This is a genomic window from Fictibacillus arsenicus, assembly GCF_001642935.1.
Lineage (GTDB): Bacteria > Bacillota > Bacilli > Bacillales > Fictibacillaceae > Fictibacillus > Fictibacillus arsenicus_B.
Map to the genome: position 1 here is coordinate 2,456,926 of NZ_CP016761.1, position 20,928 is coordinate 2,477,853.

Sequence of the window (20,928 nt, forward strand, 5' to 3'; positions counted from 1 at the left end):
TTAAAATTTTCAATCAATTTTGGACAAAAAAAGGACAGAGAGACCCCTTAAAAAGGGATCCTCTGTCCTGCAACCGGTAAGTTTCTCAATCCTGAGTTTCTTCGTTGGTGGCTTTCATCTATTTAAAAAGCTCTCTCCAGAGATGCGTCTAGCAAGAGTCTTTTTGCCTGAGAGTTTCACAATTGTTTGCTCCTTCGGCGCCGCTAAAGCAGTCTCTCCTCTTACTTTCATTCGCGAGTATGTTATTGTCCAAGGTCGCACATACTATTACTATGTTTACTACATTATTATCCTATCATTTTTATAAATGGAATGGCAATGAACTTTTTTATGGAAAGGAAATCCAGTATGAAAATCGACGTTCAGTTTCAGCGAGATTGGCATGATGACTTTTTAAAGCGTGTGGAAGAAGACGGACCATGGGCCAACTGGGAGTTGTATAACTTGGCACTTGAAGCCGAAAATCACCTTGCAATACCTGAATTTTTGGGCCTGCAAGCACCAGCCCATCTACCACAAATGACTTTTCTGCCTCATCAGCTGGACGTTGCAACAACCGTTATTGAACAAATGAACGGAAAAGCGATACTAGCAGATGAAGTCGGTTTAGGTAAAACGATCGAAGCTGGATTAATTTTAAAAGAATACATGATTCGCCGCCTTGCGAAGAAAATCTTAATTCTAGTTCCTGCTTCTTTAGTTATACAGTGGACGAATGAGCTAAATCAAAAATTCTTTATACCTGCGATTGCTCAAAAAAAAGCTTATGTTTGGGAGCAATGTGATGTAGTCGTTTCATCGATTGATACAGCAAAACGCGCCCCGCACCGCGATATTGTTTTGAATCAGGAATATGATCTTATTATTATTGACGAAGCACATAAATTAAAAAATAAGAAAACAAAAAACTACGAATTTGTTCAGCTTCTGAAAAAGAAGTTTTGTTTGTTGTTAACCGCCACTCCAGTACAGAATAGAGTCGAGGAAATCTTTAATCTTGTTTCACTCCTAAAACCAGGACATCTTGGCAACAGAGAAAATTTTGATAAAGATTTTAAAGAAGATAAGTCTTCTTTGAAAAACGAAGAGAAACTGAAGCAGTTGGTCAATAAAGTAATGGTTCGAAACAGAAGAGAAGAAACCGGCTTAAAGTGGCCAAAACGGCTAGTAAAAACCATCCCTATAACATTATCAAAAACAGAGCGGGACCTTTACGATGAAATATCGAAGCTTAAAAGAGAGTCTTACTTTGATAGAAGCAAGTTCTCTGTTGTTACCTTGCAGCGTGAAGCTTGCAGTTCAAGAGAAGCTGTATTTTTAACGCTTAAAAATATGCTTCAAAAGGATGTTCCATCTGTAGTAATGGAAAACCGTATCGTTGAACTGATGAAGAAAATCGAACTGGTTGATCAAAACTCTAAAGCATTGAAGGCGCTTGAGCTTATTCAGTCAATTAACTCAAAAGTTATCATTTTCACTGAATATCGGGCTACCCAATTATATTTACAATGGTTTCTTCAGCAGCACGGCATCTCTTCTGTTCCCTTCCGAGGAGGCTTTAAACGAAGCAAGAAAGACTGGATGACACATCTATTTAAAACCCGTGCTCAAGTTTTGATCGCTACTGAAGCTGGAGGCGAAGGAATAAATCTTCAATTTTGTCAGCACATCATAAACTATGATCTACCATGGAATCCGATGAGAATTGAACAGCGTATCGGCCGTATCCATCGAATTGGGCAGCAGGGAGATGTTCACATCTATAATTTTGCTACTCAGAACACCATTGAAGAACATATCTTAAACCTTCTTTACAACAAGATTAACTTGTTTGAGAGTGTCATTGGCGAACTTGATGAGATCTTAACGAAATTTGAAATTAAAAATATTGAACGCCATATTTCTGATATCCTGAACACTTCTGACAGTGAAGGAGAAATCAGGGTAAAGATGGATAACCTAGCTTCCCTTATCAATTTAGATGGAGGAATAAAGCAGAAAGGATGGGAAGAGCATGCAGCAGCACGAGATACATCGATTTCTTGAAAGATATTTTGATGCTAACGAATGCCGTATTCTGGAGAAGAACTTCAGTTACATGAAGGTTCAATTAACGACTGAGCTGGACAAAGTACTTATGAATCGCCCATTCTATTGGCACTATCTTGAAAAAACCGGTGGTACTCCTAATCCCATGACCTTAACACTGGTTACCGGACAGCAGCAGTCACCAGATGGTAAAGGAGAGTTTATTCATTTTGGCTCTCCCCGCCTCCATCAAATATTTGCATCTACAAAAAAACTCGCTTCTTTTATCCGGTTATACGAATCGGTGCCGCAGCAAGGTGCTCAAGTTCCTCTTCAGCCCTGGCTTTGTTTAAATGTGAAAGTTACCTATCAATGTGATCAGAAAAAGGATCAAGTGCTCTCGTATGGCATTCAGCTTATTAATGGGACGATAGAAGACCAGTTTCATAACAGGCTTCAGAAGCTTTTATTAACTAAAAGAATTCCGGATTTTTGTTACACGCTTTCTCCATTTATAAAGCCGGAAAGTGCGATTAAAAGGCTTGAGGCTAAAATACAGGAAGTGATCGACGAGGATGATCATACTTGGGCAGATGACGCAAGGAATCGCTGGAAGGAAGATCAGGACCTTTTAGAAAGTTTTTATGAGGATCTTTTTACTAAACCTGAAGCTTACCATGTTGAAAAAGAAGCACTTCGTACTCAGTATGAGCCTAAGATCATAGTAGAAATCATAAACGGAGGGCTCTTTTATCTTTCATAAAGACTTTTTCGTATACTATGTTGCTATTAGAAGATGTTGATTTCCGTTCCAGGATGCTCGCTTTCCGCGGGGCGTGCGGTGAGCCTCCTCGCCGCTTTGCGCCTTTGAGTGGTCTCACCTGTCCGCTTCATAGAAGTATTCTTGCTCCTGCGTCTACAAGTAAATACTACCGATGTGAGCTTCCTCGTCGCATGCCTAGCGAGAAGCTTCGCAAGTTGTAGGCACGCACCTTGCTCTCCAATCAACTAGTCAAGAAGTCTACTCAATAATAAATGTTAGTAAGCAACAATCTTTTAGATATGAGCCATGTAATCAAAATAAAAAGCCGGGTTAGGCACCCGGCTTCATCCTTTTTCCAGCCATTGCTTATCTTTTTCTTCTCTTCCTGAACATAAGACCTAAACTCATTGGCAAAACGCCAAAAAGGTATGTTAACAACGGTTCTTTTTCGTTTTTTCGTGTGCGCTTTCTTTCTTTTCGAACCGATTTTGGCTCGTCTAAATATTTTACTACTTTCTGAGTTAAATACTTTACGACATCGTTTCCCGCAGCCATTAACAAAACTCCTTTTAAATAACCTTTCACAATCTAGTCTTGTCTATTTGCTCAGGAATTAAACCGCTGTAACTCAATAAGTATTTGCTCACATACTTCTTGTGCTGTCAGGTCGTCCGTTAAAATCGTGATATCACTTTTTTCATAATGCTTGCTCCGCTCATTATAAAGCTGAAAAATATCTTCTTTTGTATTTGTCAGCAATAATGGTCTTTTCTTTCGTTCTTCTTCTTTCATTAACCTATTCCACAATACAGGAAAGCTTGTTTTTAGATAAATTACAGTTCCTTTACTTTTCATATAAGTAAGATTTTCCTCACGAACAACAGCTCCGCCCCCTGTCATGACTACTGCATGCTCGAGTGGAAGCTGACGAATGGCCAGAGATTCATAGTTTCTAAAAGCTTCTTCACCTTCATAATGAAAAATTTCTTTTATCGTTTGTCCTCTCTGCTTTTCGATTGCCGAATCTACATCATATGGCGGAACTTCAAGCTGTTTGGAAAGATATTTTCCTACAGATGTTTTTCCGCACCCCATGAAGCCTACTAAATATATGGTGTTCAACTTTAACCCTCCACCCATTTTGTAACGCTATTCTGGGTTACATTATAATATACTTTCACCTTTTTTGTATGTTGCTTATCTGTAGATGCTTCGATCATGAATAGCCTTTCTTCTTCTGTCGTTTGATTGATCACCAAATTAACGCTTCCTTCATTCAATATTAATGTCTTCTCCATCGGGAAAAACACAGAAGCATCCTTCGCATAAATGATTGCCCGCTCTACCCCTTGCTGAACAAGCCGTGTTTGCTTTAATTGTTCTTCCTGCATATATACAAACTGCCTTTCAGAGGAAACCTTACCTGTCAGGTAACCAAAAAAGATAAGGATAACGAAACATAATGTGATTAAGAGAGGATAGATAATCCCCTTTTCATTATTCATCACTCAATCCTCCGAAAAAAACGATGGTATTCATTTCCTTGTGTATCGATAAGCTTTACGGCTAACAGTACATCTGAATGTTTTTCCAGCACCATTTCACTAATATTCTGCACCCAAACTTCATGTCCCAGCCCATTTACTTGCTTACGAATAAGAGAATGATATTTTGAGAAACTTAATACATTGCCGTTTGAAAGTGTGACGTACAACGAGTTATTAATCACTTCCACAGACTGTCCTTCCCTTATTTCTTTTCCTAACATAGAGAAAAATATGGAGGTTTCTTCCAATTGAGGGGTTGGAGGCTGTTTTTGAATAGGAATAAAGAATAATGGTATAAGCGAGGAGAGCATAAGGAGTACTGTCAAGGCGATGAAAGCTTCCATTAAGCTATGGCCCATTTGAGAATCAGCATATTTAATAATAGCTTGAACATGCTGTATACTCTTTTTGATTTGATGCCTCAAAATTAATACAGATTTCATACTCATCTGTAACTCCCTTTTTAGTAATTAACGAATATGATGTTCCGTTTCGCGTCCACTCCATATCTTGCAATTGTATTTTCTTTAAAGAAAGCTGATCAACCTCTTCGATAGCAAACATTAGCTGCTCGGTAGTCTTTTGCTCTTGATGCAATATATAAACAAAGGGGAGACAAATGGAAGCTATAGCTGAAAACAGCAATAAACCCAACATGGATTCAAGCAGCAAATATCCATTATTGTTTTGCAACATAAAATTTCCCTTTACCAAGCTGGAACACCATTTTATACACAGCATTTCCTGAATATATATAAAGTGTCCCTGCACGGCTTATGTTTCCGTTTTGATTAAATTGGATAGTCAATTCCATGGCTTGTCCCTCAATGTTAATATGTTTTGGAATTGGCCGGTTTAATACCTGATTTGAATTATAGGTTCCTATCTGGTACATACCTTTTTCATTATTGAAGGTTAGACGGTATACACTGCTTTCATTAATTGCTTTTTGCTGAGTATAGATAATGTCCTTTTCAAGTGAATTTATAAAGTACTCTGTCTTCCTGTTTTTTATAAACGAATTGAACTTGGGATAAGTTGCAGAGCCGATTAATCCTATTATCAGGAGAACAATTATCATTTCAATCAATAAATAACCAGACTGCTTATATTTGCTCAGGGTGTTTCATCCTCTTCATCCTCATTGTTCACATACACTTTCCCTTCACTATCGATGAGCAATGGTTCTTTATCGGGGCATACTTTTGTATCGATATAATTGTCATCAAAAAGCTGGTCTATTGTAGGCAATTCATTTTTTTCTGCTTCATAAGCCCCTACTTGCCCTTGCACGAGATCTATCGTCGCTTCACAACCAAGAGATTTGACGATAGCGTTATTTTTAGTCATACTCGGCAAGGCAATCAGCATCAAAACTGAAATAATAAGAAGGACAATCATCATTTCAATAAGGGTAAAACCATTTTCATTCCTCATAAAAGTCTTTTCCCTCCTTATAAGGCATCCATTAGTTTAAACATCGGCAAGAGCATAGAAGTAAACATAAGCAAGACAAAACCACCAATTAAAGCAAAAAGGACAGGCTGTATTTTTTGCAGATTAGAAAGGATCTTCTCCTCCAATTCTATAAATATCCACTCTCCATATTGAATTAATTCAGAACCTAGTGCCCCATGGGCTTGTCCGAAACGAATGATCTCAGTCATTTCTTTTGCATAAAAAGGTTTATGAAGTAAAAGCTCAGGCAATGTTTTTCCATCTATCAAACCTTTTTGCAGCCTTATGCTCTCTTCTTGAAAAAATCCTTTTTTCATATGTTTTTCCATCACCATTAAAGCATCTGTTACCGGCAAACCGCTTTTTAGCATTGAACCAAAGTTAACGCTGAAATAGTGTGAGTTCATCAGCAAAAGAAATTTCTTTAAAATAGGTATTGATATTAACAAAATCATCTGATCTGAATAACTTGTATTTCTTTTTACAAAGTAAAAAGCGATCCATCCAATCAGAACAATTAGTAATGCTGCAATTAGGAAGTATGGAAACAAAGTTAGAAAAGACAGCATGATTGAGGTGAAAGCGGGTGTCTTAACTTCCAGAGAAGAAAACAGAAGAGAAAATTGAGGAAATAAGAAATAGTAAAAAAGAATACCAATCCATATTGTAAGAAATAACAAAAATAAAGGATATCTAATCGCTTTATTTAATCGATCTCTCCATTCGGCCCTTTTTTTCAAAAATGTACCGTTTTCCATCAAACTATCTGTTAAATTTCCGTTAACGCTGTTTATGGATAATGAACTGGTAACTTCATCCGGCAATTTTAGTTTGGAAAAAACATCTAGCACTGAATTGCCAGCCGACATTCTCTCTAACAATTCATCTAATAAATGCTGTTCTTTATCGGGAAACTGCGGCCTTAGAAGCTCTATGCTTTTATTGATTGAATAGCCTTGACTTAATAAAAGGCCAAGTTTATAAAGAAAAATTCCTTGAGACGCTCCCTTCCACATTTTCTTCTTGAACATTCCCCTGCCCTCCCATCCATCTTTCATAACTTTCTTTCGTTACAAATCCTGCTGCATATGCGTGATTAAAATAATAAGGGAGACTTTTATAAAAAGGCGGATCGGAAATGTCTTGATTAAAAGCGGTTTCCAATTCGTGATTGCTTAGGATTTCATAAATTCCTGCTCTTCTGAACGTCCTTGATTTAAAGCAAAAGTCGCTGCAGTGATCACCGCAAAAACGACAAGGTATTGAAATCAGTCTCTGAGAAACCACTCCCATTAAAGTCTGTTTCAATTCTGCCTCTCGGATCCCAAATTCTCTTAGACGCTCTAAACAGCCTATGCAATCTGAGGCATGCATCGTCGAGAGCACTAAATGTCCAGTTAATGACGCACGGATAACTAGCCGGGCAGCAGCTTCATCACGTATCTCCCCAATCATGATGACATCTGGATCGTGGCGCAATAAAGATTTAAAACCTTCACCATATGTCACACCAGCTTTTTCATTAATTTCCATTTGGAGAAATGTATCAACTTTTCTCTCAACAGGATCTTCTAATGTAACTACCTGGCGCTTGTAGTGTTGCTGGAGGTATTGCAGCAAAGAATAGAGCATTGTCGTTTTTCCTGAACCAGTAGGACCAGTAAATAATAACAAACCGCTTGAACGCTTAATGAGAAAAATGAGTTTTTGAAGTGCGTGCGGAAAAAGTGATAATTCATTAATTGAAAAGGACTCTTGCTGAGGAAGGATGCGGATTACGAGAGATTCATTAAATGCAGAAGGAATGGAAGAAAGTCGAAGATGTACGCTAATATTATCTATAAGCACATCCATAGCACCGCTTTGAGGTTTACGATGTTCACCAATATCCATTCTGGCTGAATACTTGAAATGAGAAATGACTCGGACGTACTCTTCAAAATTAAGAGATCTGTACTCGAGTAATCTGTCATCAATACGAAATTGTACTAGTCCTCCTTTTTTAAATGGAATGAAATGAATGTCAGATGCATTTTGAATTACGGCATCATGCAAAATCGAACTGCCTAATATTTTTATTGGCAAGCATTATCGACCTCCTTTTTGTTTCGTGTTATAAAAATACTTCACACAAAATAAAATTCCTGCCGTTTTTTTAGAAATCGCGCATATAATTTTCGACACGGCCCATACTAATATTGTTGCATTGGGCTATAGCCAAGCGGTAAGGCAACGGACTTTGACTCCGTCATGCGTTGGTTCGAATCCAGCTAGCCCAGCCAAAAAAAATAAACACTCTTAAGATTTTAAGAGTGCATTAATCAGGACACATGACTTGAAATGTGTTCTTTTTCTTTTTTATGGCATAATTTTTTCATATCGCCAGGGCTGTATCCGGCAATCAGCTGTTCTCCATCAGTTACGAGCGGACGTTTAAGCAGCTTTGGGTTCTTTGTTAACAGTTCTAGCAATTCGTTTGTAGATAGATCATAAATATCAACATCAAGCGATTTAAAGGACTGGCTTCTTTTAGCCAGAATATCTTCAGTCCCCGCTTTAGTCAGTTTTAATAATTCTCTGAGCTCTTCTACTGAAGGGGTTTCTTTAAATAAATGTCTTTCTTCAAATGATACTTTATTTTGTTTAAGCCACATTTTCGCTTTCCGGCATGAAGTGCAGCTTGGATATGTGTAAAACGTAATTGAATTCATATGACTTCACTCCTTTTGGTTTACATTACCTTTAAAAGAGGCATAATAAACCAAAATTAACCTACTTTGAGTAATTATATTTGAATTGTCTTTTTATCCGCTTACAATTGTCATTTACAAGAGAGTGGAAACTCATATATAATACTAAAGGATACAAGTATTGGCGAAAAAAGGAGGGATACATATGTCAAGAATGTATAAGGTTTTGGGCTTTTGGACAGGGATCATTGGTGTCATGGCTTATCTTGGCGATATGCAGGACATGGCGTTATTGTTCTTAGGACAAACGATTATGTTCGTTTCATTAGGTTATTTGAACTTATCTGAACGTATGTATATTTATATCTTTGGTGCTTATTTAACAGTTTTCTTTGTCGGATTTACATACTGGTCAACATTTATGATGACTCCTGGAGCTGGTGGAGGCCATTAATAGTAAAAAAGTTCATATCAGCTTATGAAAAATGGACCGTTATAAAACGGTCCGTTTTTTTTGTTGCTTTATAACTTGAAAGCCATTAGCAAGCGTACTATCCAAAAGGAATGACCTGATCGCCCTGTTCCTTTTATGACCAGCAGAGAAAGGATCTGTACTCCCTGCATTGTTTAAATGTGATAACAAACCCTCTTTCAATAGGAATTCACCTTGCATGCAAAAATGTATGGTTTCAATACCTTTTCCTTTAGCAGCATTTTCAACTTGATCCCAATCTACATGATAAGTTATATCCATTTTTCCAGGATAAGTTAGAGGGTTATTTTCTATTTTATGCTTATGATATCCGCGAATACTGCCTTCTTTTAAAGCTTCTCTATTCCATTCTTCTCCTCGATAGCCGTAATCAACAAAGAAATAGACACTTTTCTCGCCAGTCCATTCATATAGATCATTCAGCCAGTTCATCATCTGAAATGACACTTCAAGCTCAAAATCACTTCTCCTTGATGCAAAACGTTTATCTAAAGATAAAGATTGATCAGATGCTTTTATATATTTAAAACAAAACTCATCTGTATCTTCATCAAAAACAATCACTTTCTCAAACCAGTTATTTTTTTGTTTTTGAAAAATTCGTAATGGAAAAGCATCTAATACTTCATTTGCAAAAATAATTCCTTTAAAATCCGGATAAGATTCTTTTAGTTCCTCAAATGAACAAAAAATGGTCACAGAAGAACCTGTTAATTCATTTTGTAGAAGCTGACGGTGATAAGGACTTTTTTCAACAATGGTATAAGATATTTGTTTCCCAATACCGTTATCTTTCCAGCGGGATAAAACTTGTTTCGCGAATCGGCCTGTTCCTGCTCCAAATTCCACAATGATAGGATCTAATTTGTGTTCATGAATGGTTTTTGCAAAAACATCAGCCCAAATTTTTCCGAATACATCTGATACTGAACTGGACGTATAAAAATCACCGTTTTTTCCAATCTTCTTCTGTTCGCTCATGTAATATCCGAAGTCTGGATGATAGAGAGCCAATTCCATAAATTGTTCCATCGTTATCCAGTGTTTCTGCTCCAAATATCTTCTTATATCATCTTTCAGACCCAACTTTAAAAACCGCCCAAGAAAGGATTTGAATCCATTTCCATTCCTATTGTCGTCTCAGGACCATGACCAGATAGTACAACAGTTTCTTCAGGCAACTGCAATAATTTCTCATGAATACTCTTTAGCAATGTATCCTGGCTGCCTCCGTAAAGATCGGTTCTCCCAATACTTCCAGCAAACAGTGCATCCCCGGAAAATACAGCTGCTGCACCCTTCAAATAATATGAAACACTTCCCGGTGAATGTCCAGGAGTAGACAGTACCTCAAAAGAAAATGAGCCAATCTTTAAGCTTTTGTCATTATCCGTTAATACGTGACTCGCAGGCTTAGCTGTGATATTTTGTCCAAAATGCATTGACCCGTTCTTTTTTGTATTTGTCAGCCAATCTTGTTCTTTTTTATGAATATATAGTGGCAGCTGATATTTTTCCCGAACTGAATCTACTGCACCTATGTGATCGAAGTGAGCATGTGTCAGTAAAACAGCCAGCGGTTTTAACTTTAGAGATTCTATATTTTGAATAATTTTTGTACCTTCACTGCCCGGGTCTATAATGATCGCTTCATTATTTGAATCATAAAGAATATATGTATTTTCTTGAACAGGTCCTACAGTAATTTTCTTCCATCTCATGTTTTATGCCTCCAGTTCCAATTGCAAGTTCTTTCTTTCTATCTTACACTAAAACAGTCATATATACGGAGGAAATGCATGAAAGTCTACTATGGTTTTGAAAACAATTTAGAAGGTTTTGCTTTTTTGGACCGGGATGATGACTTTATCATTACAGATCATTGTATAGCTGATTCACATGAAGCGATTCCTTTACTTTTAATACGACCCTATAAAACTTCTCTTCTTTTTGAGGATTATGGATTCTTTTCTGAAAGTGGGAAATGTTATTTATATCTTGATATGATTTGTGCATTTTCTGTTAAGGAAGGAGATCAGAATCAAATAGATATGTTCCTCATACAAGCAGAAGAAGAATTAATTGCCGTTGAAAAAGAAGATGAGGCCATTTATTTTTTCAGTGAACATAATAAACCCCTTATTTTGAAATGGGCAGCATCCTATCAGGTTATGACTGAATTCATTTTGTTATAAATGTTCACTCGACAAACAGGGATAAAACAAGTAAAATAATACAAGGTTGTACCTGTGTGAAAGCGTTATACATAGGATTGGTATTACTCCAAAGCAAGGGGGCACAGAATAATGGGATTAGCCATTATATTCGGCTTAGTAGCTATTCTAGCTGCATTGGGACTATTACGTTCGTTAAAAATTAAAAACTTAATGGCAGCAGGCTTCGCGTTCTTAACGTTTGCTGTATTTGGCTGGTTTACAGTCATGACTGTACTTGACGTATTAGTTGGCAGCGGCGGTTCAACAGGCCATTAAAATCCGAAAAACCATCAGAATTATTATTCTGATGGTTTTTCTATATAAACTTACATATACAAACTGGCAACCAATATACCCCGTGTGTCTTCATAAATTTTATCGAACTGTCCTAATGGCAATGGGTTAACCCCTAAACCAAGTTCAATTGTAAAGCCTGGTCTTCTAAACTCCTGTATAAACCAGTCTTTATATCCTGCATAGCTGTCAACATACCTGATGGCTTTATATCCGCTGACCCGTTCAAATTCCTCTGCAATCTGCTGGGAGATCGGCATAGGTTCCTCTCCTTCAAATCCCCAATAAAGCTCCTTTCCTTGGGTATGAAGAGCAACTACCCTGTCAAAATCATACTTTTGTGCAGCCTGAGCCATGGCGATTGCTTCAGGTTCAGATAATGGTGCTATTCCAGGATAATCTCTAGGTGCAGGCTGTTTAGGTTTCCTCGGCTGTTCCAGTTCCCACCTTGCAGGGAACTGGTTATTTAAATCAACACCTCTAATATTGGCTTTCCATGATGAAAAGTCTTTTTTTCCTTTGTTTAAGTTTAATACAAAATCTTTTAATTCAGCATCCTCCGGAGGACCTTGTAAAACGAGGTCCACACCATCTGGATCAACCATTGGTACGGCAAGTAAAGTGGTATTCTTGTATAGATAGAGTGAAGAGATATCATTCATGGAAGCTTCACTTGTTAAGGCTCGAGCATACTCATTAATAAATTTCATAAGTATAGCTGTTGTAATCCATTCATTTCCGTGAAATGAACCGTTTATGTGTACTTTCTTCTTTCCTTTACCAACTATAAGCATATCGATGGGCTTTCCCTGTACGGAATGTCCAATGGTTTGTTTTTTAATAAAAGGATAAGTTTGCATTAATTGATCAATGTCCTTCTTTAACGCTTGGCTGTCATATTTTCGTTTTCCCTGAATACAAGGAAATGGAAGGACATAAGGAATGTTGATTTCATCTTTCACAAATATTTTCTTTGGATCGACTTCCTGGTTTAATAAGTAAAGCGCATCAATCGGTATATCTTTTTCCTCAGCAATTTTAAAGAATGTGTCACCATTTTTTATCTTATAGCGCTGAACAGCGACTCCAGGTATATGAACTTTTGTTCCTGCTTCAATATTTCCAGAATGCTTATTGGGATTTGAATCCTTAATTAAAGTGTAAGGGATAGACAAGAGTCTGGAATAGTACCAAAGCGAGTCCCCGTTTCGAACAAGAATTTCCAATCAAAGCCCTCCCTAAAAACGTTCTCTTAAAGATGTATGATTGCTGTACCCATATATGCAAAAAAAAGCACTTAGCCGAGGCTAAGTGCTTTGTCATATTATTAGTTTTGCTTTGCTTTGTCTTTATCATAAAAGCGCAGCAAGTCGCCGTAGATGATTCGGTCTGACATATCCAGCTCCGTTTTTGCACGTTCAGCATAAGGTTCGCATGCATTTTCTTCGCCTTCAACTGGTTTCCCAGTTGCCTTGTCGTAACACTTGCCATCTGTAAAAACATTATCTTTCGTAATATAAGAATTATCGCGAAGTACTGCGAAATCTTCACGGTCTTTGGAGAAAAGGTCTGACCCTAATTGAATATCACCTTTTGTATCAATTCCAAGCAAGTGCAAGATGGTTGGTTTTAAGTCTATTTGTCCGCCGACTGTATCCATCTGCTTACCTTTTTCACCTGGCATATGAATGATCAATGGTACTTTCTGCAATTGAGTTGATTCAAATGGTGTAATTTCTTTTCCTAAGAATTGACCCATTGCATCATTGTGATTTTCCGAAATACCATAATGGTCACCATACATGATAAAGATAGAGTCTTCATATAATCCAGCTGCTTTTACATCAGCAAAGAACTCTTTAAGTGCTTCATCCGTGTAACGGACAGTTGTAAAATATCGGTTAACTGTCCCGTCATTTGAAGTCCATTCTGGGATCATTTCATCTTCTTCTTCCAATGTGAAAGGGAAGTGATTCGTTAAAGTAATATACTTTGTATAGAATGGCTTATTCATTGCCTGCATTTCTTTCAAGTGAGGAATCGATTGTTTAAAGAAATCTTTATCCTTTAATCCCCAGCCAATTGAATTTTCAGGTGTAACTTCAAAATCTTTTAACGAGTAATAACGGTCATAACCGAAATTATCATACATAATATCACGATTCCAGAAACTCTTGTTGTTAGCATGCTGTACTGATGAATAGTAGCCTTGCTCTTTCAAGATCTCTGGCGTTGCATTGTATTGATTTTGTGAATGTGTAAAGAATACTGCTCCACTTGGAAGCGGATATAGTGAGTTATCTAACAAGAACTCTGAATCAGATGTTTTCCCTTGCCCAGTTTGGTGATAGAAGTTCGGGAAGTAATAGCTGTCTTTAATCAAGTCATTCATAAACGGTGTAATTTCTTTTCCGTTAACTGATTCATTAATAACAAAGTTTTGTGTTGATTCTACAGAAATTACGAAAACATTTTTGCCTTTTGCTTTACCAAACATCTCAGGGTTCGGTTCTTTATAATTGGCACGTGTATAGTTTTCAATATCCGTAATTTCGCTTCCATCTGCGAATGCACGCTGAGCTTTCGCTTTAGACTGAATAATTGAATCATAAATATGGTAGTTGTATGAACCAATATTCTTAATCAGCATCTCACGGTCAAAAGTACGTGTTAATAACTGTGGACGCTCTGTTTCAGCAATTCCAACGTTTACGATAAAGAATACGATCGCTGCTGCATAAGTCAGTGTAATCTGTTTGCGTGACGCACGAGCAGGACGGTAATCAGCACGTCTCATAAAGTAAGCTAAGATTAAAATGTCAACAAACACTAAAACGTCTGTTGGCTGAATTAATTCAAAAACACTGTTTCCTAGATCACCCATGTTGCTTGTTTGAAACAACACTGGAATGGTAATAAAGTCGTTAAAGAATCTGTAAAAAACCATGTTTGCATACATTACAAAACTCATGATCGCACTTACGGCAATGATCATTCTTCTATGCGCTTTACCTTTAAAATAAAGGGTAATACCTAAGAATAAGATGACCGAACTGATTGGATTAATAAATAGGATCAGTTCCTGAATTTTGTTGTCCATTGGCAATTCAAATGCTGTTTTATATACGATATACGTTTTAACCCATAATAAAGCAATTGCGATAAAGAAAAACTTATAATCAGCAAAAGCTTGTTTCATTTTTTCTTTCATAATGTTCTCTGACCTCCTCAATCAAAAAGAACTTGTGCAGTTAAATTCAAATGTTATTTTTTATACTCTTCTTTATCCGCTGTATCCATCGGGAATGTAAATCACCATTTACAAAACCTTAACTAAAGGATTACATAAAGAGTATAATATATGGTTTTGCACAAGAATTCAATACCCTAACGTACTATTTCAAGATTCTGACAAATAGGACAACAAAACTATATTAGTTTTACCCTAATTTTTAATCCATAAACAATTAGACGAACCTATGATGAAAAAGTTTCAAAAAAATAAAGAACCACTGTATGCGGCTCTCTATTTTTATATAGTATTTATATGTTATGTTTTGCAAGCCATGCACCGCCGATAACGCCAGCGTCATTGCCTAAAGTTGCTACTGTAAGTGTTGCTCCTTCTGCTACCCGTGGAAGTGCAAAACGTTTAAATTCTTTTTCAAGTCTCGACATCAGTATGTGGCCAGCTTTCGAAACGCCTCCACCAATTACAATTTTTCCTGGATTAATACTGTTGGAAAGATTTGCGATTACAAGTCCTAAATGGAAAGTAACTGAGTCTAATGTATCAATTGCGGCCTGATCGCCATTCTCAGCTGCCTCAATCACATCTTTTGCTTTTAGTTCACCATTATTTTTTAATACTTCATTAAGAGTTGAAGATGGATCCTCTCCTGCTTTTTCTGTCGCAATTCTAGCTATTCCTGTAGCCGATGCAATAGTCTCAATACATCCTGACTTTCCACAATTACAAGATGCTCCGCCTTCCGGAATCGATGTAATATGCCCAATCTCCCCTGCCATTCCATTAGTGCCATGCATGATATGGCCATTCACAATAATTCCGCCACCAACACCTGTTCCTAGCGTTACCATCAGCAGATTCCCTTCTCCATCTCCTGCACCGCGCCACATTTCACCTATCGCTGCAATATTTGCATCATTGTCTATGGTAACTGAAAGACCTGTAGCTTTTTCAAGCTCTTCTTTTAGAGCATAATCTCTCCACCCAATATTTACAGCATGATAAATGAATCCTGTCTTCATATCTATAAATCCTGGAGCACCCATACCAATCGCAGCGAGCTTTTCACGTTTTTCAGAGAGCTGATCTAATTTGGCATCTATGGATTGAGCAATGTCACTGACAATATGCTTGCCATATTCAGATATGTTTGTAGGAATCTCCCATTTTTCAACGATATGACCATCAAGTGTTATAAAAGCTACTTTTATTGTTGTCCCGCCTAAGTCTATCCCAACTAGCCATTTTTCCATTTTGCTTCATCCTCTATTGTAATTTATTGTTTACTGAACGAATAATAAGAATTGCTGTTTTGTATTCGTTTACATCAATAAGTTTCTGGTTGTACAGCTCTCGAACTTCTTCTTGAATTAATTCTAAATCTGCAGCTGGATTTCCTGTGTATATAATGGTTCCAAACCTTTTTAATAACTGCAGTACATCATACATTGTTTTCATTTTCTATCACCTACGTCATTATAACAAAAATTACGGGTCCGAATGCAAGCCTTTGCATAAGATCTTCACAAAAAAACAGCCAGTTTTTTTCTGAGGGCACTGAAAAACCGTTTGAACAGAAAAAAGAATCAAACCACCTCGATAAGAGCTGGTTTGATCCTTTTTTTGCATACAAACATGTAAGGATTGTAGCGGAAGGGTACTGACTCCTCGAAAATGAAATTCACATTTTCTTCGTGCGAGGCAAAGCTGCCGTAGCCTTCCTTGTCCTGCGGGACGAGTGGGACAGGTGAGACCCCTAAAGGCGCGTAGCGGCAGGGGGCTCACCGCCCGCCCCGCGGAAAGCATGTACCCTGGAGCGGAGATCCCAACATTCAACATTTTATTTAGGGACTTTTTCAGTGCCCTCTTTTTTTCTCTAGCTGTTTTTTCGCATTAACGATCTGGGTCCTTGGGGTGCAGGACAACAGGTCTTCTGTTTTTCAATGGCATTGGAATTCTAAATATCACATCTCTGATCGCTTTATAGTTAAAAGGGATAAACGGCCATAAGTATGGGATATGAAAAGATTTAAAAGAAACAAAAAACAAAATGGCTAACGTAAACCCTGCCATGTAGCCAGGCACTCCAAATAGGGCCGTAAGTGCCAATAATGAAAGTCTTAATAATCTGTTGGCAAGACTAAGTTCATAAGTGGGTGTTGCAAAAGTCCCTATTGCGGCTACTGCAATATATAACACGACCTCATTCACGAACAGACCTACCTCGATAGCAACTTGCCCAATTACGATGGCTGATACAAGTCCTAATCCTGTGGATACAGATGTAGGGGTATGAATGGTAGCCATCCTAAGCATGTCCATACCAAGTTCAATAATTATAAACTGTAAAAAAAGCGGAACAACACCAATCTCCTCAGGACCAATAAAACTGAGACTGATCGGCAGCAATTCTTTTTGAACAGAAAATAAATACCAAAGCGGAAGCAGAAAGATTGAAATCCATACCGCAAGAAAACGGACAAACCTTAAATACGCACCTACGATTGGTTTTTGCCTATATTCTTCTGCATGCTGAAGATGATGCCAAAATGTAGTTGGAGTTATAAGAACTGATGGTGAGCCGTCTACAAAAACGAGAACATGCCCTTCAAATAGATGAACAGCTGCAGTATCAGGACGTTCTGTATACCTCACTAATGGATAAGGATTAAAATGCCTTCCGCAAATAAATTCCTCAACCGTTTTTTCTCCCATTGGAAGCCCGTCTGTATCAATCTTTTTTAGAGAGTCTTTAATTCGTCCCACTATATGCGGATCAGCTATGTCCTCAATATAGGAAATACAGATATCTGTTTTAGAGCGTCTTCCTATACTCATATATTCCATTCGTAAAGACCGGTCACGTACCCTTCTTCTTGTTAATGCTGTATTAAATATAATCGTCTCTACAAAGCCATCTCTTGCTCCTCTTACTACCCGCTCAACATCAGGCTCTTCTGGACCCCGGACAGGGTATGTTCTGGCATCGATCTGAATGATCTCAGGAACGCCTTCAACAATAAGAACAGTCGGCCCGCTCAAAACCCAATCTATCCCCTGGTTAAGATCATCTGATTTAGAAATCTCAACATATGGAATATACGTTTTCATTAGTCTCAATAGCGGATCGGGATCTAATTGGTCTGGTTTAAGATCTGCTAAGAGCTTCATTAAATAGTGAAGAATGTCATCCTTTACAAATCCATCTACCATGAATAGGGCCATTCTTCTGCCTGCATATTCTAAGTCTAAATGGATGCAGTCAAAACTAATATCAACACCCAGTTGTTTCTTCATATATTGAACATTTTCGTCAAAATCGTGTGAAAGAGGCTGTTTTTTTGGCAGATATGACATTTTCATCACTCCTCTGCCTATCATCCTTCACTTTCTCTAATCATTTCATACCTTCATATCAATAAAATCCCAGCCGATAGCTGGGATTTTATTACTCTTATACAAGTTGTGATTGCAAATAAGACTTAATAAGATTTGCAGTGTGTTCCAATGATTTTACATGTGTCCGCTCATAAGCATGTGAAGCATCAATCCCAGGTCCGATTAAACCGTGCACAACATCAGCTCCCGCTCTAATAGCCGCAGTAGCATCTGAACCATAGAAAGGGTAAATGTCTACTTTATAGTCAATTCCGTTCTTCTCGGCTAATTCAACTAAATGTTTTCGGAATCCAAAGTGATAAGGTCCGCCAGAATCCTTCGCACAAATACTTACGGTATACTCATCAGTGGTTTGTCCATCACCGATTGCACCCATGTCTACTGCTAAATATTCGACAGTCTGTTCTGGTATATTAGAATTGCCTCCAAAGCCAATCTCTTCATTATTACTTATCAAGAAATGTGTCGTAAAAGGTAACTTTATTGATGATTTCTGAATTTGTTTAACAAGATGCATCAATATAGCTACGCTTGCCTTGTCATCTAGATGCCTGGACTTTACAAAACCGCTTTCAGTTTCATCAAAACGCGGATTAAAAGAAACGAAATCACCAACAGAAACCCCCGCTTCCTCAGCATCCTTTTTGGAATGAAACTCTTGATCAACTCTAACTTCTATGTTCTTTTCGTCCCTCTTCAGGTCATCCATCCCTTTATATACATGTGCTGATGTCTGATGCATCAAAACTGTCCCCGAGAAACGTTCCCCCCTTGAAGTGTGAATCGTACAATATTCACCTTCAACCGTGTTCCAATAATAACCGCCGATTTTATCTAATTTTAAGCGGCCGTCACTTTTAATCTCTTTTACCATTCCACCAAGTGTATCAACATGAGCTGTTAATAATCGGTGTTTAGTATCATCTTCTCCTTTAATTGTAGCAAGTAATGCTCCTTTGTTCGTAATTTTAAAAGGTACTTCATTTTCTTCAAAGAATTCTTTCATGTACTGAATGGCAGCTTCTGTATTACCAGAAGGACTTGGGATATGTACTAATTCTTTAATAAATCTTACAATTTCATTCGTTTGTATTTCCATCATCTTTCTCCTCCTTATATTCAAACATTACAATGTGATATTTTAATTTTCCATCTTCTAATTTACGTGATAGCGCATACAATTTAGGAATTAGTTTGTCCTAGAGGAGGCACAGGTAATGAAGTGGAAAATTTCAATATTTATGCTCATAATTATACTTGTAATAGGTATCATCTACCAGCCGTTTGTCAAAAAAGAGGCTCGTGAAAGTATTACTTTTTTTCCGATAGATAATTCTTTCTCTTTTACTGATGCTATAACATCCATAAAATTTGAAGAGGGAACTGCTTCAAACTATGAATTGGAATGGGACGTCGAGTCGGAATCCTCGGAAAGTGTTTATTTAAGACAAGACATTGCCATGATCTATGAAAACGGAAAACTTGCTAACAAAATGACCGAGTGGAAAACAAATGCAAAATCGATTGATCTGGAGAAAAATATACACGGAAAAACCCCTGGGTTATGGGAGGGCATCTCATATCATCAGGGTGAAATTCATATTAATGAAGAAAAATATCGTTCCGTTCAAAGAATGAGCAGTGATTATCTTTATACTGTTAGACCAAATAACACATTTACCGGTTTTAAAGAACCTAATTCTGCATCAGAACGGCGTTTAAAAAACTTCTTAGATCAAGAGACAAATAAATATCTTCAAAATACTTTAACTAAGCTTTTGGAGAATTATCAAATAAACCGCAACAATTATCACGTTATATCACTGCAGTCATTAACAGGCTATAACGAAAAAGCGCTGCCAGGATTTAACTCACTTAAAAGCCAGGAGATTATCGGGAAATTATGGGAAGGACTTTATAAAAATTATTTTATTAACATCACAACAAAAACAGGTCAAAAGATCAGCCCCATTGGAAGCAGCATGCCATATATTTTATTAAGCAAAGATAAAACTCACTTATTTGTTTTATTTCAAACCGCAACGGGAGAGAACATACAGCTCATTCAATACATTTCTTAACTACACTTCTTAATTCATTTTCAGAGCAGCAGTTATATATGAATGGATTTGTCTGTGCTAACAATTTTTTTGAAGGATTCCACCATATCCCTGTCCACCCGGCTGTAACCGCTGGGTGGATATCAAAACTGAATGAGTCCCCAATATAATAAAAACTCGCCGCGTGTATTCTGCTTTTCACATATTCAAATATCTCAAGACTCGGTTTGGCGAAAGAAAGTTCTGAGGAAATAAAAATGTTGTTCTGTGAGAAGCTTAGCCCGAGCATACTGAGCTTCTTTCTCTGCAATGCGGAACCTCCATTTGAAATGATACCTGCCACAAACCCTCGATTGTATAATAAATCAATAATTTCTTTAATCCACGGATAAGGTATAACAAATGAAGGGATTTTCTCTTCACAAAGTTTTCGGAAATAATCAATTTGATTCATATTAATCGGCTGGATATTAAAAGATATTAATGAAGAAACAAGCCTGTTTCTTTGATATTGTTCACGTGTTACAGTTTTATCCTCATAAGCTGGCCAATATAGATCACAATAGATCTTATAAGTATCAAACCATTTTTCAGCATTTACCGGCTTCTTCAATACAGGATAAAAAATTGACTTAAAGGCAAATAAAGAAGCCTGCTTAAAGGAGGCTTCGTAGTCAAATAACGTATTATCCAGATCAAAAAAGAAAGCTTTGCTTTTGGATACGTTCAT

General features: G+C 37.3%; 25 protein-coding genes, 1 tRNA gene and 1 riboswitch. Of the genes, 7 read left to right on the forward strand and 19 right to left on the reverse strand.

Going from position 1 to position 20,928, the window contains the following annotated elements; translation table 11 throughout:
- Positions 1-145: 145 nt before the first annotated feature.
- Positions 146-231: riboswitch (glycine riboswitch) on the reverse strand.
- A gap of 117 nt (positions 232-348) precedes the next feature.
- Complete coding sequence (locus tag ABE41_RS12700) at positions 349-2,046, forward strand: DEAD/DEAH box helicase (RefSeq protein WP_066290872.1); 1,698 nt, start codon at positions 349-351, stop codon at positions 2,044-2,046.
- Positions 2,015-2,791 (forward strand): YqhG family protein, encoded by a 777-nt coding sequence (locus tag ABE41_RS12705; protein ID WP_066290875.1) that lies wholly within the window; start codon positions 2,015-2,017, stop codon positions 2,789-2,791. The genes ABE41_RS12700 and ABE41_RS12705 overlap by 32 nt, the downstream gene beginning before the upstream one ends.
- Before the next feature lie 366 nt (positions 2,792-3,157).
- Here ABE41_RS12705 and ABE41_RS12710 read toward each other — a convergent pair whose 3' ends face one another.
- From ABE41_RS12710 to comGA, 9 genes are read right to left on the reverse strand one after another with little or no spacing between them, the layout of a single operon-like run.
- Positions 3,158-3,346, reverse strand: coding sequence for a YqzE family protein (locus tag ABE41_RS12710; RefSeq protein ID WP_066290877.1), 189 nt, complete (start codon positions 3,344-3,346; stop codon positions 3,158-3,160).
- A 51-nt stretch (positions 3,347-3,397) separates the two neighbouring features.
- Positions 3,398-3,913 (reverse strand): shikimate kinase, encoded by a 516-nt coding sequence (locus tag ABE41_RS12715; RefSeq protein WP_172827358.1) that lies wholly within the window; start codon positions 3,911-3,913, stop codon positions 3,398-3,400.
- A 2-nt stretch (positions 3,914-3,915) separates the two neighbouring features.
- A complete protein-coding gene (gene comGG / locus ABE41_RS12720; protein WP_066290881.1) occupies positions 3,916-4,296 on the reverse strand; it encodes a competence type IV pilus minor pilin ComGG in 381 nt (126 codons plus the stop codon).
- The gene (locus tag ABE41_RS12725) at positions 4,296-4,781 is read right to left on the reverse strand and encodes a competence type IV pilus minor pilin ComGF (protein WP_172827359.1); all 486 of its coding nucleotides are present in this window, start codon (positions 4,779-4,781) and stop codon (positions 4,296-4,298) included. Before ABE41_RS12725 ends, comGG begins: the two co-directional genes overlap by 1 nt.
- Positions 4,714-5,034, reverse strand: a complete 321-nt coding sequence (locus tag ABE41_RS21260; RefSeq protein WP_066290885.1) for a hypothetical protein — start codon at positions 5,032-5,034, stop codon at positions 4,714-4,716. Before ABE41_RS21260 ends, ABE41_RS12725 begins: the two co-directional genes overlap by 68 nt.
- A complete protein-coding gene (gene comGD, locus ABE41_RS12735) occupies positions 5,018-5,419 on the reverse strand; it encodes a competence type IV pilus minor pilin ComGD (protein WP_301336219.1) in 402 nt (133 codons plus the stop codon). The genes ABE41_RS21260 and comGD overlap by 17 nt, the downstream gene beginning before the upstream one ends.
- 35 nt (positions 5,420-5,454) lie before the next feature.
- Positions 5,455-5,775 (reverse strand): competence type IV pilus major pilin ComGC, encoded by a 321-nt coding sequence (comGC, locus tag ABE41_RS12740; RefSeq protein WP_066290895.1) that lies wholly within the window; start codon positions 5,773-5,775, stop codon positions 5,455-5,457.
- A 17-nt stretch (positions 5,776-5,792) separates the two neighbouring features.
- Positions 5,793-6,827: a competence type IV pilus assembly protein ComGB gene (gene comGB, locus ABE41_RS12745; RefSeq protein WP_066290903.1), complete on the reverse strand. Its 1,035-nt coding sequence runs from the start codon at positions 6,825-6,827 to the stop codon at positions 5,793-5,795.
- Entirely contained in the window at positions 6,775-7,881 is a 1,107-nt protein-coding gene (comGA, locus tag ABE41_RS12750; RefSeq protein WP_066290905.1) for a competence type IV pilus ATPase ComGA, read from the reverse strand. Before comGA ends, comGB begins: the two co-directional genes overlap by 53 nt.
- Before the next feature lie 122 nt (positions 7,882-8,003).
- Here comGA and ABE41_RS12755 point away from each other — a divergent pair.
- Positions 8,004-8,078, forward strand: a tRNA-Gln gene (locus tag ABE41_RS12755).
- A 39-nt stretch (positions 8,079-8,117) separates the two neighbouring features.
- Here the strand turns inward: ABE41_RS12755 and ABE41_RS12760 are convergent.
- On the reverse strand, positions 8,118-8,507 hold the full coding sequence (locus ABE41_RS12760) for a Spx/MgsR family RNA polymerase-binding regulatory protein (protein WP_066290907.1): 390 nt from the start codon (positions 8,505-8,507) through the stop codon (positions 8,118-8,120).
- Positions 8,508-8,691: 184 nt separating this feature from the next.
- Between ABE41_RS12760 and ABE41_RS12765 the strand changes: the two genes are divergently transcribed.
- Positions 8,692-8,940, forward strand: coding sequence for a DUF2626 domain-containing protein (locus ABE41_RS12765; RefSeq protein WP_066242314.1), 249 nt, complete (start codon positions 8,692-8,694; stop codon positions 8,938-8,940).
- Positions 8,941-8,979: 39 nt separating this feature from the next.
- Here ABE41_RS12765 and ABE41_RS12770 read toward each other — a convergent pair whose 3' ends face one another.
- The gene (locus ABE41_RS12770) at positions 8,980-10,065 is read right to left on the reverse strand and encodes a class I SAM-dependent methyltransferase (RefSeq protein WP_083207791.1); all 1,086 of its coding nucleotides are present in this window, start codon (positions 10,063-10,065) and stop codon (positions 8,980-8,982) included.
- A 2-nt stretch (positions 10,066-10,067) separates the two neighbouring features.
- Positions 10,068-10,700: an MBL fold metallo-hydrolase gene (locus ABE41_RS12775; RefSeq protein ID WP_066290909.1), complete on the reverse strand. Its 633-nt coding sequence runs from the start codon at positions 10,698-10,700 to the stop codon at positions 10,068-10,070.
- A 78-nt stretch (positions 10,701-10,778) separates the two neighbouring features.
- On the opposite strand from ABE41_RS12775, the gene ABE41_RS12780 reads away from it, so the two are divergent.
- The gene (locus tag ABE41_RS12780; RefSeq protein WP_066290911.1) at positions 10,779-11,174 is read left to right on the forward strand and encodes a hypothetical protein; all 396 of its coding nucleotides are present in this window, start codon (positions 10,779-10,781) and stop codon (positions 11,172-11,174) included.
- Positions 11,175-11,285: 111 nt separating this feature from the next.
- Complete coding sequence (locus tag ABE41_RS12785) at positions 11,286-11,471, forward strand: DUF2759 domain-containing protein (protein WP_066242324.1); 186 nt, start codon at positions 11,286-11,288, stop codon at positions 11,469-11,471.
- 50 nt (positions 11,472-11,521) lie between these two features.
- Here ABE41_RS12785 and ABE41_RS12790 read toward each other — a convergent pair whose 3' ends face one another.
- From ABE41_RS12790 to ABE41_RS12815, 6 genes are all read right to left on the reverse strand, one after another.
- Entirely contained in the window at positions 11,522-12,715 is a 1,194-nt protein-coding gene (locus tag ABE41_RS12790) for a M14 family metallopeptidase (RefSeq protein ID WP_066290912.1), read from the reverse strand.
- Positions 12,716-12,816: 101 nt separating this feature from the next.
- Positions 12,817-14,700, reverse strand: a complete 1,884-nt coding sequence (locus ABE41_RS12795; protein ID WP_083207792.1) for an LTA synthase family protein — start codon at positions 14,698-14,700, stop codon at positions 12,817-12,819.
- Between the two features lie 332 nt (positions 14,701-15,032).
- Complete coding sequence (locus tag ABE41_RS12800; protein WP_066290914.1) at positions 15,033-15,992, reverse strand: ROK family glucokinase; 960 nt, start codon at positions 15,990-15,992, stop codon at positions 15,033-15,035.
- A gap of 13 nt (positions 15,993-16,005) precedes the next feature.
- Positions 16,006-16,197: a YqgQ family protein gene (locus ABE41_RS12805; RefSeq protein WP_066290916.1), complete on the reverse strand. Its 192-nt coding sequence runs from the start codon at positions 16,195-16,197 to the stop codon at positions 16,006-16,008.
- Between the two features lie 435 nt (positions 16,198-16,632).
- A complete protein-coding gene (locus ABE41_RS12810) occupies positions 16,633-18,096 on the reverse strand; it encodes a spore germination protein (RefSeq protein WP_066290921.1) in 1,464 nt (487 codons plus the stop codon).
- Between the two features lie 97 nt (positions 18,097-18,193).
- Positions 18,194-19,237, reverse strand: a complete 1,044-nt coding sequence (locus tag ABE41_RS12815) for a M42 family metallopeptidase (RefSeq protein WP_066294832.1) — start codon at positions 19,235-19,237, stop codon at positions 18,194-18,196.
- Positions 19,238-19,355: 118 nt separating this feature from the next.
- Between ABE41_RS12815 and ABE41_RS12820 the strand changes: the two genes are divergently transcribed.
- Positions 19,356-20,219, forward strand: a complete 864-nt coding sequence (locus tag ABE41_RS12820; protein WP_066290923.1) for a hypothetical protein — start codon at positions 19,356-19,358, stop codon at positions 20,217-20,219.
- Here ABE41_RS12820 and ABE41_RS12825 read toward each other — a convergent pair.
- Positions 20,200-20,928, reverse strand: coding sequence for an HAD family hydrolase (locus ABE41_RS12825; protein ID WP_066290927.1), 729 nt, complete (start codon positions 20,926-20,928; stop codon positions 20,200-20,202). The two genes, ABE41_RS12820 and ABE41_RS12825, sit on opposite strands and share 20 nt — an antisense overlap.

What these genes read in the sequence shown, in the direction of transcription:
- ABE41_RS12700 (WP_066290872.1), top strand. Translation starts at nt 349, where the DNA reads ATGAAAATCGACGTTCAGTTTCAGCGAGATTGGCATGATGACTTTTTA.
- ABE41_RS12705 (WP_066290875.1), top strand. Translation starts at nt 2,015, where the DNA reads ATGCAGCAGCACGAGATACATCGATTTCTTGAAAGATATTTTGATGCT.
- ABE41_RS12710 (WP_066290877.1), bottom strand. Translation starts at nt 3,346, where the DNA reads ATGGCTGCGGGAAACGATGTCGTAAAGTATTTAACTCAGAAAGTAGTA.
- comGG (WP_066290881.1), bottom strand. Translation starts at nt 4,296, where the DNA reads ATGAATAATGAAAAGGGGATTATCTATCCTCTCTTAATCACATTATGT.
- ABE41_RS12725 (WP_172827359.1), bottom strand. Translation starts at nt 4,781, where the DNA reads ATGAAATCTGTATTAATTTTGAGGCATCAAATCAAAAAGAGTATACAG.
- ABE41_RS21260 (WP_066290885.1), bottom strand. Translation starts at nt 5,034, where the DNA reads ATGTTGCAAAACAATAATGGATATTTGCTGCTTGAATCCATGTTGGGT.
- comGD (WP_301336219.1), bottom strand. Translation starts at nt 5,419, where the DNA reads ATGATAATTGTTCTCCTGATAATAGGATTAATCGGCTCTGCAACTTAT.
- comGC (WP_066290895.1), bottom strand. Translation starts at nt 5,775, where the DNA reads ATGAGGAATGAAAATGGTTTTACCCTTATTGAAATGATGATTGTCCTT.
- comGB (WP_066290903.1), bottom strand. Translation starts at nt 6,827, where the DNA reads ATGTTCAAGAAGAAAATGTGGAAGGGAGCGTCTCAAGGAATTTTTCTT.
- ABE41_RS12760 (WP_066290907.1), bottom strand. Translation starts at nt 8,507, where the DNA reads ATGAATTCAATTACGTTTTACACATATCCAAGCTGCACTTCATGCCGG.
- ABE41_RS12765 (WP_066242314.1), top strand. Translation starts at nt 8,692, where the DNA reads ATGTCAAGAATGTATAAGGTTTTGGGCTTTTGGACAGGGATCATTGGT.
- ABE41_RS12775 (WP_066290909.1), bottom strand. Translation starts at nt 10,700, where the DNA reads ATGAGATGGAAGAAAATTACTGTAGGACCTGTTCAAGAAAATACATAT.
- ABE41_RS12780 (WP_066290911.1), top strand. Translation starts at nt 10,779, where the DNA reads ATGAAAGTCTACTATGGTTTTGAAAACAATTTAGAAGGTTTTGCTTTT.
- ABE41_RS12785 (WP_066242324.1), top strand. Translation starts at nt 11,286, where the DNA reads ATGGGATTAGCCATTATATTCGGCTTAGTAGCTATTCTAGCTGCATTG.
- ABE41_RS12795 (WP_083207792.1), bottom strand. Translation starts at nt 14,700, where the DNA reads ATGAAAGAAAAAATGAAACAAGCTTTTGCTGATTATAAGTTTTTCTTT.
- ABE41_RS12800 (WP_066290914.1), bottom strand. Translation starts at nt 15,992, where the DNA reads ATGGAAAAATGGCTAGTTGGGATAGACTTAGGCGGGACAACAATAAAA.
- ABE41_RS12805 (WP_066290916.1), bottom strand. Translation starts at nt 16,197, where the DNA reads ATGAAAACAATGTATGATGTACTGCAGTTATTAAAAAGGTTTGGAACC.
- ABE41_RS12810 (WP_066290921.1), bottom strand. Translation starts at nt 18,096, where the DNA reads ATGTCATATCTGCCAAAAAAACAGCCTCTTTCACACGATTTTGACGAA.
- ABE41_RS12815 (WP_066294832.1), bottom strand. Translation starts at nt 19,237, where the DNA reads ATGGAAATACAAACGAATGAAATTGTAAGATTTATTAAAGAATTAGTA.
- ABE41_RS12820 (WP_066290923.1), top strand. Translation starts at nt 19,356, where the DNA reads ATGAAGTGGAAAATTTCAATATTTATGCTCATAATTATACTTGTAATA.
- ABE41_RS12825 (WP_066290927.1), bottom strand. Translation starts at nt 20,928, where the DNA reads ATGAACGTATCCAAAAGCAAAGCTTTCTTTTTTGATCTGGATAATACG.